Source organism: Anaerofustis stercorihominis DSM 17244 (assembly GCF_000154825.1).
Taxonomy (GTDB): domain Bacteria; phylum Bacillota; class Clostridia; order Eubacteriales; family Anaerofustaceae; genus Anaerofustis; species Anaerofustis stercorihominis.
In genome coordinates this window covers 486,782-501,567 of sequence record NZ_DS560015.1, presented here as the reverse complement: position 1 = coordinate 501,567, position 14,786 = coordinate 486,782, and the positions used below count along the sequence as shown (strand labels likewise).

Here is a 14,786-nt window from a genome sequence, read left to right as displayed (position 1 = left end):
ATATCTTCTCTTTTTTATTTATACATACGATTAATAATTTTATATTCTTGATAAAAAAACTTTACTATGGTAAAATAAATAAGTTAATTACAAAGGAAAAAAGAGGCATTTTATGAATAATATAGATTTAAAAAACAGAAGGAAAAAAGTTCTCGAGTATATGGAAAATAATTCAGCTGCGATAATTTTTTCCGGAGAATTAATAAAAAGCGAAAACGGTAATGATTATGAGTTTGAAGTAAACAGGGATTTTTATTATCTTACCGGGATTGATGAAGAAGATTCCATCCTTCTTTTGTATAAAGATAATGAACATACTGAAGAAAAACTTTTTATTCCGAAGAATAACGAAAAATCTTCAAAATGGACTGGGATCAAGTTAAGTGCTCCCGAAGCAATGGCGATAAGCGGTATCGAAAAAGTCTTATACCTTGAAGAATTTGAAAAATATATCAATGATATCGGAAACAGAGAAGACCTTCATAGGATTTATTCATTGATAGATGAAACAAACAGTGATGAAAATTATAATTTAAATCTCAGAATGTTTAAACAAATGTATAAAGTTTTTGATAACGTAGAATTTTATAATCTGAAGAGATGTTTAAATGAGCTTAGAGAAGTCAAGAACCAATATGAAGTAAAATGTATTTATGAAGGTGCAAAAAATTTAAAAACAGCTATAAACATGGCTATGAAAATAACAAAGCCAGGTATCAAAGAAGCTGAAATTGCAGCTACAATAGATTACGTATCCAGGAAAAACGGGGACACGATTCCTTTCCCTACTATAGTAGCAGGCGGTAAAAATGCGACTACCCTTCATTATATAAAATGTATAGACAAACTCAAAGAGGGGGATTTGGTCTTATTGGACTGCGGCAGCGGTGTAGATAAATACAGTGCCGACGTAAGCAGGACTTATCCCGTAAGCGGTAAATTTACAAAGCTTCAAAAAGTATTGTACGATTTGGTTTTAAGAGCCAATAAAGCCGTTATAGAAAATGTTAAGCCGGGAGTGACACTGTCAAAGTTAAATGATATAGTTATAGATATTTATGAAGACGGTCTTAGGGAGCTGGGAGTTATAAAAACGAGAGAAGAAGTCAATGATTATTATTATCACTTCGTATCTCATTTTATCGGACTTAACTGTCATGACCCTTTTGAAAAAGATAAACCGCTGGTTCCCGGTAATGTTATCACAGTTGAACCCGGACTTTATTTTGAAAAAGAAGGTATTGGGATTAGGATAGAAGATAATGTTCTTGTTACAAATGACGGATATGCTCTTTTAACAAAGGATATAATCAAAGAAGCAGAAGATATAGAAGCCTTTATGAATTAAACAAAGGAAAGTTGTTAACTGGGGTGTAGAAATGGATGAATTATTAACTCTCGGAGTATTTATTGCATGTGGTTTTATTGCCAGCAAGATTTGCGGAAAGTTCAGGCTTCCCGCCGTAACCGGATATTTATTGGCCGGGCTTATTCTGGGAGTATCGTTTTTTAGCGTAGTTCCGAAAGATATACTTACAGAGCTTAATTTCCTGCAGGATATAGCTCTTGGGTTTATAGCCTTTAATATAGGAGAGAGTTTCAATATAGATAAAATAAAAAGCCTTGGCGGGGGAGTAGTGCTTATAACCATCGTTCAGGCAAGTGTTACGATTATCGTTGTTACTCTCGGGGTATATTTAGCTACCTCTGATTTACCTTTATCAATAGTGTTTGGTGCACTTTCTGCCGCTACGGCTCCTGCCGCAACGGTAAATGTAATCAAACAGTATAAAGCTAAGGGGAAACTGACAAATACCATACTTACCGTTGTAGCACTCGATGATGCGGTTTGTTTGTTCCTTTTCAGTATTGCCTGTGCGGTTTCCGAATCGATGATAAACGGACATTTTAATATGTACAGTGCACTTATTTCGCCTCTTATAGAGATTGTATTATCTCTTGGTATAGGTGCCGTTATAGGTATAGCATTCTGTTTTGTTGAAAGGAAAATCAGAAGAGATAAGTCACAGGTACTGATTATAAGCTGTGCTTCGGTTCTTGTAGGAACTGGGCTCGGTATTTATTTTGAATTATCTTCAATTTTGATTTGTATGGCTGTAGGAAGTGTCATTGCAAACTACTGTTCAAGATATGACAGAGTATTTGCTTTGACCGAAGAAGCTGTAAATCCTATATATGTGATTTTCTTTGTTCTTGCAGGTTACAGCCTTGATTTAAAGGTCGTCCTCAGTCTTGGGCTTATAGGCTTGGCATTTGTCGTTTCAAGGTTTATAGGCAAGATACTGGGGGCATTCCTCGGGTGTGAAATGGCAAGGACCGATAAAGTTACAAGAAATTATCTCGGTATGGGTTTGATGCCTATGGCGGGAGTCGGCGTCGGACTGGCTGTTGCGGCTGCTCGTATGATGCCTGATTACGGCCCGTTATTTTTAAATATAATAATGGGTGCAACATTTATTTTTGAAATCACAGGTCCTATCCTTACGGCAAAAGGACTTAAAAAATCCGGTGATATTAGTATTAAATAATTTGGGAGAAATGTATGGAAAAATATTCATTAAACGAACTTAGAAAAATGTTTTTGGAATTCTATGAAAGCAAAGGACATTTAAGACTTGAAAGCTTTTCTTTGGTACCTCATAACGATAAAAGCTTGCTTCTTATAAATTCGGGAATGGCTCCTTTAAAACCATATTTTATAGGTGAAGAAGTTCCTCCGAAAAAAAGGGTAACTACATGTCAAAAGTGTATAAGAACACCTGATATAGACAATGTAGGTAAAACTGCCAGACATGGTACGTTCTTTGAAATGCTCGGTAATTTTTCATTCGGGGACTATTTTAAAAAAGAAGCCATAGCTTTTGCATGGGAGTTTTTAACTGAAAAAATCGGTTTAGATAAGGACAAGCTTTATGTTTCGGTTTATGAAAATGATGATGAAGCCGCTGAAATCTGGAAGAATGATATAGGTCTCACAGATAATAGGATAACCAGACTAGGTAAAGAAGATAACTTTTGGGAAATTGGTCTGGGACCATGCGGACCTTGCAGTGAGATATATGTAGACAGGGGAGAAGAATATGGCTGTGACCGCCCTACATGCGGTGTAGGCTGTGACTGTGACAGATATATGGAAGTTTGGAACCTTGTGTTCACTCAGTTCGATAAGGATAAAGAAGGTAATTACAATAAGCTTGAACATCCGAATATCGATACGGGTATGGGACTTGAAAGACTTGCCGCATACGTTCAGGAAGTGGATAATATCTTTGAAGTCGATACTATCAGATATATCCTTGATTATATATGCGAAATATCAGGTAAGAAATATGGTGTAAACGAAAATGACGATGTTTCGATAAGAGTTATCACCGACCATATCAGAAGTAGTGTATTCATGGCGAGTGACGGTATCTTAACCTCCAATGAAGGAAGAGGATATGTCCTTAAAAGGATTTTAAGAAGAGCAATGAGACACGGAAAACTCCTCGGTATCGAAGGTCATTTTATGGAAGGCGTTGCCAAAAAGGTAATAGAAATTTCCGGAGAAGCTTATCCTGCTTTAAGAGAAAAAGAAACCACTATACTTAAACTTATAAATATAGAAGAAGAAAAGTTTAATGAAACAGTCAATCAGGGTTTAAGCATGATTGACGAACTTATCGCAAATCTAAAGGGAGATACTTTAGGTGGTTTGGATGCTTTCAAATTATATGATACTTATGGTTTTCCTCTTGAACTAACGGAAGAGATACTTGAAGAAAAAGGTCTTAAAGTAGATAAAAATGGTTTTGAAAAGGCGATGCAGGAGCAAAAAGACAAAGCCAGAAGTGCAAGGAACAATAAAGAAATCGTCAGCTATAAAGGTGATCTTACAAACTTTATAGCAAATCTTCCAAGCACCGAATTCAGCGGATATGAAAGCCTTTCAGATAAAGGTAAGGTAATCGAGATTATTAAAGATAATGAAGCTATAGATATCTTAAACGAAGGTGAAATCGGTCTTGTAATATTTAACAGGACACCGTTTTACGCTACAAGCGGCGGACAGGTTCACGATATTGGCAAGATAGAGGATGATAAAGTAAACGCAAAAGTCAAAAGTGTAACAAAGAGCGGAGATAAATTCGTTCATGAAGTGGAAATCATTTCAGGAAGTCTTGAAGCAGATAAAGAGTACAGTATGACGGTAGATAAACAAAACAGACTCAATACCGAGAGAAACCACTCTGCAACTCATCTTCTTCATAAAGCCCTCAAAGAAGTGTTGGGCGAACATGTAAATCAGGCGGGTTCTTATGTAGACAGCGAAAGACTTAGATTTGACTTTTCTCACTTTGAAAAAGTTACTAATGAAGAACTTGATGAAATCGAAAAAAGAGTAAATGCCGAAATCTTAAATAAAGATGAAGTAAATTACTTTGAAACAAGTATAGATGAAGCAAGAAAGCTCGGTGCTACGGCTTTATTCGGAGAAAAGTACGGAAGTAATGTCAGAGTAGTAAAAATGGGGGATTATTCCATCGAGCTATGCGGAGGCTGTCATGTAAATAATACAAATGATATAAGCATGTTTAAAATACTTTCCGAAAGTTCCGTTGCCAGCGGAGTAAGAAGGATAGAAGCCATAACCGGAAAATGTGCCATAGAAGAAAGTTTGGAAAAATATCATGAGCTTCAGACAATAAAAGACAAATTAAGACTAAATAATAATAATATAATAGAAAAAGTAGATGAACTACTAAATAAGAACAAATCTTTATTAAAAGAACTTGAAGCATTCAGAAAAGAAGCAAACAAAGATGTTGTTTCGGGAATTATAGATAATGCTTTTGATGTAAATGGAACAAAATGTGTATTTGCAAAAGTAGACGGTCTTAATGTGAATGATCTTAGAGAACTTAGTGATAAAGTAAAAGATAAGGTCGAAAACGTGATCGTGTTCTTGGTAAGTGTAGCTGGAGAAAAGGGCTTTATGATCGCTTCCGCAAGTAAAGAAGCGGTCAAAGACGGATTTAACTGCGGTAAATTCATCAAAGACGTTGCGGTAAGTATCGGAAGCGGCGGCGGCGGCAGACCCGATATGGCTCAGGCAGGGATAAAAGACATTTCAAAAGCGGATATGGCGTTGGAAAACGCAAAAGGATTTATTAAAGAAAGATTATAAATTGTTAAGAAAACAATAAAAAACTTGAATAATTATAATTTATAATGTAAAATTTATTATAGGTAGGTGATATTATGGGAACAAGTAACAGTAATAGTAATTATACAATGCAGTTTAGCGTGGATAACGATCGTTCGAAACTGATTGAAGAAACTATTAAAAAAGTGAAAGCGGCATTGGAAGAAAAAGGATACAATCCTGTCAATCAATTAGTAGGTTATATAATGAGTGGGGACCCAACATATATTACCTCTTATAAAGATGCGAGAAAGCTTATAAGACAAATCGAGAGAGATGAAATCTTGGAACTCGTTTTGTGTAAGTATTTAATGGATTGTGAATAGTAAAAGTACGTTTAAATAAAACTGAAAATTTTTATACTAAAACCTACTTATTTAAAACATAAGTAGGTTTTAGTTGCTATTTATAAAAATAAGGAGAAATTGTTGAAGAAAAGAATATTAGCTCTTGATTACGGAGACAGCCGTATAGGCGTTGCCGTAAGCGATGCACTGCATATTACGGCTCAGGGCATATGCGTAATAAAGAGGACCAAGAACATAGAAGAAGACATTGAAAAAATAAAAAAATACATAAAAGAATATGACACAGGACTTGTTATCTTGGGTCATCCTTTGAATTTAAGCGGAGAGAGAGGCACAAGAGCCTTAGTAACCGAAGAATTTTGTGATATTTTAAAAGAAAAAATAGATATTCCCGTTGAACTCTGGGATGAAAGGCTTTCTACAAAAGAAGCAGAGAGAGCTTTGGAAGCCGGCGGAGTCAACTGGAGAAAAAAAAGAGAAGTAATTGATATGATGGCTGCACAGATTATTTTATCATCATATCTTGATTATAATAATAATTTAGGAGGTTTTTAAATGAGTGAAGAACAACAAGTTGATGTGATCGTTCTAAAGAACGAAGAAGGGGAAGAAATTTCTTTTTTAGTGGAAGATGAATTTGAATTTGAAGATAAGTCATATTTAGTTTTATATGAAGAAGATAATGATGAGGATGCGTATCTATTCATTATCGAAGAAGAAGATGAAGACAATTTAGTGGTTAAAGAAGTTACGGACGAGGATGAATTTAATAGAGTTAGTGAGTTTTACTACAGCGAGTAAGGTAAAAAATGGCATTTAGAAAAAATAATTTTGAAGCAACACCTTTAACAAATGTAAAACAAATAGAAACGGAAGAAAAACCATTGCTTCCGAAACAAAAAAAAGAAACTAACACTAATAAAGAAACTAAGTCCAGAACAAGAAGAAATACTAACCAGAGAAGAACATCAAGACCGGTTAAAAAAGATGATAATAAGAAGACAAACAATAATCAGCCGGCTAAAAAGTTAAAAGTCATTCCATTGGGGGGACTTGGAGAAATCGGCAAGAACCTTACGGTTTTTGAAACCGAAGACGATATAGTGATCGTTGACTGCGGTCTTAAATTCCCCGATGAAGATATGTACGGTATCGATATAGTAATACCTGAATTTACTTATCTTATCGAAAACAGACATAAAATAAGAGGTCTGTTCATAACACATGGTCATGAAGACCATATAGGAGCTATTCCGTATTTATTAAAACAAATCAATATCCCTATCTACGGTACAAAGCTTACAATAGGTTTACTGAAAAGGAAGCTTACAGAACATGGGCTTGACGAAAGTGCCAAGCTTCATATAGTTAAACAAGGTCATATCGTTAAGATAAAAGGATTCAGTGTTGAATTTGTAACTTCAAACCATTCAATACCTGACAGCTGTGCACTTTATATAAAATCAAACTGCGGAACGGTTTTCCACACAGGGGACTTCAAAGTAGATTATACTCCCGTAGATAATCAACAGATAGACCTTCAAAGGATGGCTGCAATAGGTGCGGAAGGTGTGGATCTGCTTATCGCCGACAGTACCAATGCGGAAAGAGAAGGACATGCAAAATCTGAAGCAAGCGTAGGGAAGACTTTTAATACACTTTTTAAAGAAGGTGCAAATAAGAGGATAATCCTTGCTACTTTTGCTACAAATGTTCATAGAGTTCAGCAGGTATTCGATGCTGCTAAAAAATTCAAAAGAAAAGTAGCGATAAGCGGAAGAAGTATGGTCAATGTTATCGGAGTTGCAAAAGAACTTAAGTATCTTAAATTCAACGATAATATAATGATAGAACTTAATGATGTAGATAATTATGCTCCCGAACAGGTAGTGATTTTAACCACGGGTTCACAGGGAGAGCCTATGGCTGCACTTAGCAGGATGGCTAACGGTGAACACAGACAGTTTAAAATCACAAACGAAGATTATGTAATAATCTCCGCTACACCTATACCGGGTAATGAAAAAACAGTTGCGGATGTAATCAATAATTTATTTGAGCTTGGCGCTGATGTGGTATATCAAGGTGCAGAAGGTATACACGTTTCCGGACATGCTCAAAAAGAAGAATTAAAATTGATGCATTCCATTATCAAACCTAAATATTTCATGCCTGCCCACGGTGAATACAAAATGCTTTCTAAGCATAAAGATTTAGCTATGGAACTTGGTATGAAAGAAGAAAATATTTTCGTTATGAAAAACGGGGATATACTTGAAATAGGCGATAAAGCTAAGGTAAACGGAGAAGCTCCAAACGGACTAATAATGATTGACGGTCTGGGTATCGGAGACGTCGGTAATATCGTCCTAAAAGACAGAAAGAAACTAAGCGAAGACGGTCTTTTCGTCGTAGTTGTTTCTCTTACAAAAGAGAGAGTAGTGAGCGGTCCGGGTATTGTATCTCGTGGATTTGTGTATATGCGAGAAAGCGAAGAGCTTTTAAACGGTGCTAAAGACATTGCTAAGAAAGTATTAAATAAGTATAAAGACAGATTATTTGACTATAACAGCATTAAAGCTGATATGAAATACGAACTTGAAAAGTATTTATATGATAATACTAAGCGTAGACCTATGATTTTACCTATACTTATGTATGTTAAAATAGATTAATTTATAGGAGGAATTATAATGAATGTTTATGACAAAGCTAATGATTTAGCAAAAGCAATCAAAGAAAGCGATGAATTCAAAAGGTATAAGGATGCTGCCGTAAAAGTAGACCAAAATGAAGAACATAAAAAGATGATAAAGAATTTTATGGATTTTCAATATGAGTTCTATCTTGCTCAGATGAAAGGCGAACAGCCGGATGAAAAAAGAGTGGAAGAATTCAATGTACTTTACAGCACTATCTCGAACATAACCGATATCAAAGAATTCATGGAAGCTCAGATGTATTTCGCAAGGTTGATGGAAGATATCCAAAAGACGGTTGCGGAAGCAAGTGATACCGGGCTTGCGTTCTTGAATGAATTGGTAGGTAAATAATCAAAAGCAGTAAGCTATGCTTACTGCTTTTTTTAATTCATATTAAATGGTTATTTTATTTAATCCAGTTCAACCACCTTACTTCCGACCTTATCAATAAAAGCCTTGTCGTGTTCAACTATGATCATGGTAGGTTTGTACTTTAAGATAACTTCTTCAATCTGAATCCTTGAAAACACATCTATGAAATTCAGCGGTTCATCCCATATATAAAGATTTGCTCTCTCTGTAAGACTCTTTGCTATAAGGATCTTTTTCTTCTGTCCGGAGCTTAAATCTTCCAAATTCTTTTCAAATTCCGACCTTTCAAAATCTAATTTCCTAAGATTTGTCTTAAAAATCGTTTCATCAATCCCATTATCGAAACAGAAGTCTTTGAAAGTGCCCTTTAAAAAAGATGTATCCTGAGAAATGTAAGATATTTTTAAGCTGCTTCCTTTATATAAGTCTCCCGAGTATTTTATATCCTTACCTAAAATCAGTTTTAGGATACTTGATTTACCGGAACCGTTTTTACCTTTTAAGATAACTCTGTCGCCTTTATTTATATTAAAAGTAACATCATGAACCGCTTCTTTATCATCATAATATATATTTAAATGATTAAGTCTTAAAAGAAGCTTTGTATGATATTCACTTCCCACTATTTTTAAATCTTCTTGTTTCTCTATATTTTTAAGAAGCTTTGATTTTTCTTCTATTGAAGCATTTCTCCTTTTTTCTATAGCTTTTGCTCTTTGCATCATCTTTGCGGATTTATGACCGATAAACCCTCTGTCCGGTCTAAGCCCCGAGTTTCTTTTATTATATTTTGTTTTTTCAACTTCATTAGACCAACCCGTTGTTCTTTTTGAGGCCTCTGTAAGCTCTGATATCTCACTTTTTAGTTTTTCGTTTTGTGTAAGTTCAAATTTATCTTCTCTTTCTTTATTTGTAAAATAAGAAGAAAAGTTTCCTTTTTGTAAATCTATCTTATTTTTATTTATGGATATTATGTGGTCTACAGAGTTATCCAAGAGTGTTCTGTCGTGAGATACGAGAATAAAACCGCTTTTGGAATTTAGATATTCGGTAAGCTTTTCTCTTGCTTCCATATCCAAGTGGTTTGTGGGTTCATCGATCAGTAAAAAGCTGTTTTCCTTTGTAAACAATGAAGCTAGCATTATCTTTATTCTCTCACCATTACTTAAAGTATAAAACGGTCTGTATAAAACTTCTTCATCTACGCTGAGTAAATTAAGTTCCTTTGCTATCTGCCAGTATTCATAGTTAGGGTTTATATCTTCGACTATTTCTATTGTAAGTTTATTTAAATCATTTATTTCAAAGGGAAAATATTCGAAATTTACCTTTGTGTTTATTGTTCCTTTATATTCATACTTACCTAAAAGCAGATTTAAGAGAGTGGTTTTTCCTCTTCCGTTTCTTCCTATAAGTCCTAATTTCCATGAAGAATCTATATTTAAGTTTACATTTTCGAATATATTTTCATAAGTGCCTTCATAAGCGAAAGTTAGATTATTTATATTTATAAGTGACATATATTTACCTCCTTTAAATCAATAAAACCGCAAGAAAATCGATTCTTGCGGTCTAATAGCAGGTAGGCATTTAATAAATATATCATACCTATATTTTATATGCGACTAATAGATTTGAAAGAATATATGATTTTCTTGCTTTTTACATACGAAAATAAAGATATCAATAATAAAATTATTTTGTATGTTTTCTTTTTTACTAGCAAGAAAAATTAAACATCCTTTCATCTCCAATCTTTTTTATTTCTAAAGTGAATATATCATTATTGCTACTTTTTGTCAACTATAAGTTTTCTTTTTAAAGAAACAAACAATTAAGGGGCTTTTTCCCTTAAATAGCTTCTGTAGGATTTCCACCTTACAACATGCCATATTTTGCTTGTTCGACTCGAAAATATTGATGATGCAAATCTTCTCGTGTTATTAATTGAGTTTAACACATTTAAAATTTACTTTAGTAAATTTTAGTAAGCTTTCTTCGAAGTATTTTAATAGTCACATAATGGAATTGACCCCGCTGGGTGCGGTGCTTAAAAGCTTTGATTAAAGGGATATTAAACGTACTAAGTCATTCACATGTATATTATCTAATAAAGGCTATTAATTTTAATAAACGATATAATTTTTGTATAAAAGGGTAGGGGTAGCGGTCATTTCAAAAATCTCGGGCAGAGATTTTTAGAAAATTTGACTGCGTTAAGAGCCGTCACGGCGATTGAGTGAAAGCATTTTATCGAATATTTTTTGCTTCGGAAAAATATTCGCAGGGTTCTTAAGGGACAGAGTCCCTTATAAAGGGTGAAAGGGGTAGCTCCCCTTGAATTGTAACGAAAAAAAGTAATGTTTCATACTATAGTAATGGAAAGTACTAGGAGGGCAAAATGGAAAAACGAAAGGTACTAAGTAAAGTTGAAATAGGAAATTTAGGTAAAGTTCTGGATATTAATTGTGAGGGAGACGACAGAAGACGATTTTTAGATTTGGGTGTAGTAAAAGGTACCAAAATCAAACCTGTGCTCATAAGCCCTTTGGGAGACCCCAGAGCATACGAAATAAGAGGAAGTATAATAGCATTCAGAAAAGAAGATGCTGATAAAATAGAGGTATTTGAAGTATAATTCTTGTAACATATTTTTTGCTTTTTACATATTATGATATTAAATAATGTAAAAGGGAGGAAATTATGGGGCTCACTTCAAGCTCAACCGGAGCTAAGGTTTTGGAAGCAGATGTTTTTGAAAAGGCCATAGGCTGCGATTTCACGATAGGTCTTGCTGGAAATCCGAATGTAGGTAAATCCACTGTCTTTAATGCTCTTACGGGAATGCACCAGCACACAGGAAACTGGCCCGGTAAGACCGTTAGCAATGCTGTAGGAAAATGCAGATACAAAGACAAAGACTTATTATTCGTAGATATACCTGGTACATATTCATTGATGTCTAATTCCGAAGAAGAAGAGATAGCAAGAAATTATATATGTTTCGGGCAGGCAGACGTCACGGTCATAGTCGTTGACTCAACTGCTTTGGAGAGAAATTTAAATTTGGTATTTCAGACTTTTGAAATAACCAATAATGTAATAGTATGCGTAAATTTGCTTGATGAAGCAAAGAAAAAAGGTATAAAAATCAATCTGGAACTGTTAAGCGAGTATTTGGGCGTTCCTGTGGTAGGAGTTACCGCAAGGCGTCCAAAGACTTTAAACAGATTACTAAGTGCTATTTACAGTGTTTGTACCAATAAAATAAAAGTTAATCCAAAATGTATAAAATATAACGAGCACATAGAAGACGCTATTGAAAAAATAACGGAAAAATTAAAACAGACAAGTATCAAAAATACATATTTGCACAGATGGATAGCACTTAAACTCATAGACGGTGATGAAAAAATACTCAAATCTCTTGAAAATTATCTTGAAATAGATTTGCTTGGTAATAAAAGCATAATATCTACAGTCGAAAAGGTCAAAATAAAACTGATGACCAATAATATAACAAAAAATAATTTTAGAGACAGGGTAGTTGAAGAAATACTTCAAAACGATGAGGAAATATGTGAAGATGTTTTGGAATATGAAGTAAGGGATTATAATGACAGGGACAGAAAAGTTGATAAAATCCTAACGTCTAAGACTTTTGGTATCCCGCTGATGATATTGTTCCTCGGAGTGATATTTTGGCTAACGATCACCGGGGCAAATTATCCTTCAGAAATGCTTTCCGTTTTCTTCGGTTATGTCGGGGATAAATTGTATGCACTGTTTGATTATCTTCATGCTCCCGCCTTTTTAAAAGGAGTTCTGATAGATGGTATGTATAATACTCTTTCATGGGTCATAAGCGTTATGCTTCCTCCTATGGCAATATTCTTTCCACTGTTTACTATTCTTGAAGACCTCGGATATCTTCCGAGAATTGCATTCAATCTCGACCATTACTTTAAAAAGGCCTGTGCGTCGGGTAAACAGGCACTCACCATGTGCATGGGATTTGGCTGTAATGCTGCAGGAGTGATCGGATGCAGGATAATAAATTCAACGAGAGAAAGACTAATAGCGATTTTAACGAACGCTTTTGTTCCATGTAACGGCAGATTTCCGTTTTTGATAGCGGTAGCTTCCATATTTATAGGCGGTGTAGGATTTAGTTTTGGGAATTCTATCCTATCTACCTTAGCGGTTCTTTTCGTAATAATTCTTGGAATACTACTGACTTTGTTTATTTCCAAATTTTTATCCAAGACTGTTTTAAAGGGAATGCCAAGTACATTGACTTTGGAGCTTCCTCCTTACAGAAAACCTCAGATAGGAAGGATTTTGGTTAGGTCGATATTTGACAGGACATTATACGTTCTCGGGCGTGCAATGGTATTTGCCGCTCCTGCGGGGATAGTTATATGGCTTATGGCAAATATAGGCATAGGAAATGCAAGTATACTAACTCATATAGCCACATTTTTAAATCCTTTTGCTCAGCTGATGGGACTCGACGGTTATATCCTGACTGCGTTTATTTTGGGGCTTCCCGCAAATGAAATAGTGCTTCCTATAATACTGATGTGTTATTTAGGTAAGGGAACTATGGTGGATATAGAAAATACTATGGAAATAGGGAAGGTACTTATAGCAAACGGCTGGACTATTTTAACTGCGGTCAATGTAATGATATTTACTTTGTTGCATTTTCCATGTGCCACGACTTTAATGACCATTAAAAGCGAGACCAAAAGCTTAAAATGGACGGCTTTGGCATTTGTTCTCCCGACAGTATGCGGTATAGGACTTTGTATGTTTACAAATCTTATTTATCATATAATTATATAGACAAAAAAGGAATGGAAAACCATTCCTTTTTATTTTTGGAAAACTGAAAATATTAGATGTTAATTACAAAATAAAACGCCAATCCAACATTACTCTTTGTAATTTTCAGTGTTAGAGATATTATTTTCTATAGCCTTTTTAAATACTCTTAAATACTCGCCTTCAAATGCAGTGGAAATTTCATTTATATCTTCTTTATTATCTATGATAGGTCTGCATTCCTTATATATAAATTCATAATATAACTTTATTTTTTTCTTTATTCTCTTTTGGTCGGATTTATTGTCTTCAAGTATCAATAAATTATTAAGCCCTATGATGTTACTTATATCATTCATTACATTGTGAATTATACTTCTTTTCCTTTTATCGTCCATATAATCCTCCTTTACACAGAACTGTTTAAATCTGATTATACAATAATAAGCTATGTTTATTTTATGTCATATCGTGAAGTTTACTTTTTGGTCAATAATTAAAGGTACCAATAATAAAATTGATACCTTTTAGAGTTATTTATATTTAAAATAAAAACATGTAAGGTAAATGAATACCTTACATGAAGGGAAAAAATATTGTATTTTATAAGTTTTAATAAGTATAAATCTCAAGGGATACAATATTCTTTACTAGGATAACACTTATTATGGTTAAAAGCAAACATTTATCCCGAAATTCGGATATTTTTAATCAAATATTAATGAAGAATGATTGTTATATATTCTTTATTATTTTTAAATAAATAATTTATAAACAAGCTAAATTATGTAATATATGAAACATATTATAGATAAATATAGAATAATTTTGGTTTTTAATACGATAAATGGGATAAATAATAAATATTTGTAATAAAATTGTGCTTACTATATATCCTTATCTTTTGTTTACCTCTGAAATTATGTTTGGATTTCTAATCGAATAATCAAAATAACAACTCATATCGGATATATAATTACTTTTTTCAGTTCTATGCACTTTGCTAAACATAATACATTAAATTCAGTACTATCAGCAAGAATATAAGTTGTTTTGGTAGTTCCTGTTGATTTTCACTTTACTTCGGTACCATAATAATTATGGATTTTAAATACGATAATTCTCTTTATCCCGCTCTTAACATCAATTTATGTGATTTTAGCTATCTTAATTAAAATATGCTAATAATCATAATATAGAACATTTTTTAGATAAGGGAAAAAATATTCAAACATTCATCTGATGGTTTTCATAACGAAGAAGAACCGGGGTTGAATACGATAAATATTATAAAACAATTTTTTTAAATATATGGATTTGCTGACTTCTTTTAAAGATATATCCATTAATGATAAAAACTTTGATATAATG

Annotated in this window: 12 protein-coding genes; 10 read left to right on the top strand and 2 right to left on the bottom strand. The window is 33.7% G+C overall.

Going from position 1 to position 14,786, the window contains the following annotated elements:
• Positions 1–112 precede the first annotated feature (112 nt).
• The 8 genes from ANASTE_RS02460 (at position 113) to ANASTE_RS02425 (ending at position 8,567) form a co-directional block, all read left to right on the top strand.
• Positions 113–1,348: an aminopeptidase P family protein gene (locus ANASTE_RS02460; RefSeq protein WP_007049317.1), complete on the top strand. Its 1,236-nt coding sequence runs from the start codon at positions 113–115 to the stop codon at positions 1,346–1,348.
• A 31-nt stretch (positions 1,349–1,379) separates the two neighbouring features.
• Positions 1,380–2,549, top strand: coding sequence for a cation:proton antiporter (locus ANASTE_RS02455; protein WP_007049316.1), 1,170 nt, complete (start codon positions 1,380–1,382; stop codon positions 2,547–2,549).
• A 14-nt stretch (positions 2,550–2,563) separates the two neighbouring features.
• The gene (gene alaS / locus ANASTE_RS02450) at positions 2,564–5,188 is read left to right on the top strand and encodes an alanine--tRNA ligase (RefSeq protein ID WP_007049315.1); all 2,625 of its coding nucleotides are present in this window, start codon (positions 2,564–2,566) and stop codon (positions 5,186–5,188) included.
• Positions 5,189–5,262: 74 nt separating this feature from the next.
• Positions 5,263–5,532 (top strand): IreB family regulatory phosphoprotein, encoded by a 270-nt coding sequence (locus tag ANASTE_RS02445; RefSeq protein WP_007049314.1) that lies wholly within the window; start codon positions 5,263–5,265, stop codon positions 5,530–5,532.
• Between the two features lie 102 nt (positions 5,533–5,634).
• Positions 5,635–6,069, top strand: coding sequence for a Holliday junction resolvase RuvX (ruvX, locus tag ANASTE_RS02440; protein WP_007049313.1), 435 nt, complete (start codon positions 5,635–5,637; stop codon positions 6,067–6,069).
• The gene (locus ANASTE_RS02435) at positions 6,070–6,315 is read left to right on the top strand and encodes a DUF1292 domain-containing protein (RefSeq protein WP_007049312.1); all 246 of its coding nucleotides are present in this window, start codon (positions 6,070–6,072) and stop codon (positions 6,313–6,315) included.
• An 8-nt stretch (positions 6,316–6,323) separates the two neighbouring features.
• Positions 6,324–8,189, top strand: a complete 1,866-nt coding sequence (locus tag ANASTE_RS02430) for a ribonuclease J (protein WP_007049311.1) — start codon at positions 6,324–6,326, stop codon at positions 8,187–8,189.
• Between the two features lie 18 nt (positions 8,190–8,207).
• The gene (locus ANASTE_RS02425) at positions 8,208–8,567 is read left to right on the top strand and encodes a YlbF/YmcA family competence regulator (protein WP_007049310.1); all 360 of its coding nucleotides are present in this window, start codon (positions 8,208–8,210) and stop codon (positions 8,565–8,567) included.
• A 59-nt stretch (positions 8,568–8,626) separates the two neighbouring features.
• On the opposite strand, the gene abc-f is transcribed toward ANASTE_RS02425, so the two are convergent.
• Positions 8,627–10,108 carry a ribosomal protection-like ABC-F family protein gene (gene abc-f / locus ANASTE_RS02420; protein ID WP_007049309.1) on the bottom strand — a complete coding sequence of 494 codons (1,482 nt, stop codon included), beginning with the start codon at positions 10,106–10,108 and terminating at the stop codon, positions 8,627–8,629.
• A gap of 881 nt (positions 10,109–10,989) precedes the next feature.
• Here abc-f and ANASTE_RS02415 point away from each other — a divergent pair.
• Positions 10,990–11,226 carry a FeoA family protein gene (locus ANASTE_RS02415; protein WP_007049307.1) on the top strand — a complete coding sequence of 79 codons (237 nt, stop codon included), beginning with the start codon at positions 10,990–10,992 and terminating at the stop codon, positions 11,224–11,226.
• Between the two features lie 65 nt (positions 11,227–11,291).
• Positions 11,292–13,436, top strand: a complete 2,145-nt coding sequence (gene feoB / locus ANASTE_RS02410) for a ferrous iron transport protein B (RefSeq protein WP_007049306.1) — start codon at positions 11,292–11,294, stop codon at positions 13,434–13,436.
• A gap of 89 nt (positions 13,437–13,525) precedes the next feature.
• Here the strand turns inward: feoB and ANASTE_RS02405 are convergent, their stop codons facing one another.
• Positions 13,526–13,813, bottom strand: a complete 288-nt coding sequence (locus tag ANASTE_RS02405) for a hypothetical protein (protein WP_007049305.1) — start codon at positions 13,811–13,813, stop codon at positions 13,526–13,528.
• Between the last annotated feature and the right edge of the window lie 973 nt (positions 13,814–14,786).

Bases quoted from the DNA above. Each gene is read 5' to 3' on its own strand.
- ANASTE_RS02405 (WP_007049305.1), bottom strand. From the start codon at position 13,813: ATGGACGATAAAAGGAAAAGAAGTATAATTCACAATGTAATGAATGAT.
- ANASTE_RS02425 (WP_007049310.1), top strand. From the start codon at position 8,208: ATGAATGTTTATGACAAAGCTAATGATTTAGCAAAAGCAATCAAAGAA.
- alaS (WP_007049315.1), top strand. From the start codon at position 2,564: ATGGAAAAATATTCATTAAACGAACTTAGAAAAATGTTTTTGGAATTC.
- ANASTE_RS02415 (WP_007049307.1), top strand. From the start codon at position 10,990: ATGGAAAAACGAAAGGTACTAAGTAAAGTTGAAATAGGAAATTTAGGT.
- ANASTE_RS02455 (WP_007049316.1), top strand. From the start codon at position 1,380: ATGGATGAATTATTAACTCTCGGAGTATTTATTGCATGTGGTTTTATT.
- feoB (WP_007049306.1), top strand. From the start codon at position 11,292: ATGGGGCTCACTTCAAGCTCAACCGGAGCTAAGGTTTTGGAAGCAGAT.
- ANASTE_RS02460 (WP_007049317.1), top strand. From the start codon at position 113: ATGAATAATATAGATTTAAAAAACAGAAGGAAAAAAGTTCTCGAGTAT.
- abc-f (WP_007049309.1), bottom strand. From the start codon at position 10,108: ATGTCACTTATAAATATAAATAATCTAACTTTCGCTTATGAAGGCACT.
- ANASTE_RS02430 (WP_007049311.1), top strand. From the start codon at position 6,324: ATGGCATTTAGAAAAAATAATTTTGAAGCAACACCTTTAACAAATGTA.
- ANASTE_RS02435 (WP_007049312.1), top strand. From the start codon at position 6,070: ATGAGTGAAGAACAACAAGTTGATGTGATCGTTCTAAAGAACGAAGAA.
- ANASTE_RS02445 (WP_007049314.1), top strand. From the start codon at position 5,263: ATGGGAACAAGTAACAGTAATAGTAATTATACAATGCAGTTTAGCGTG.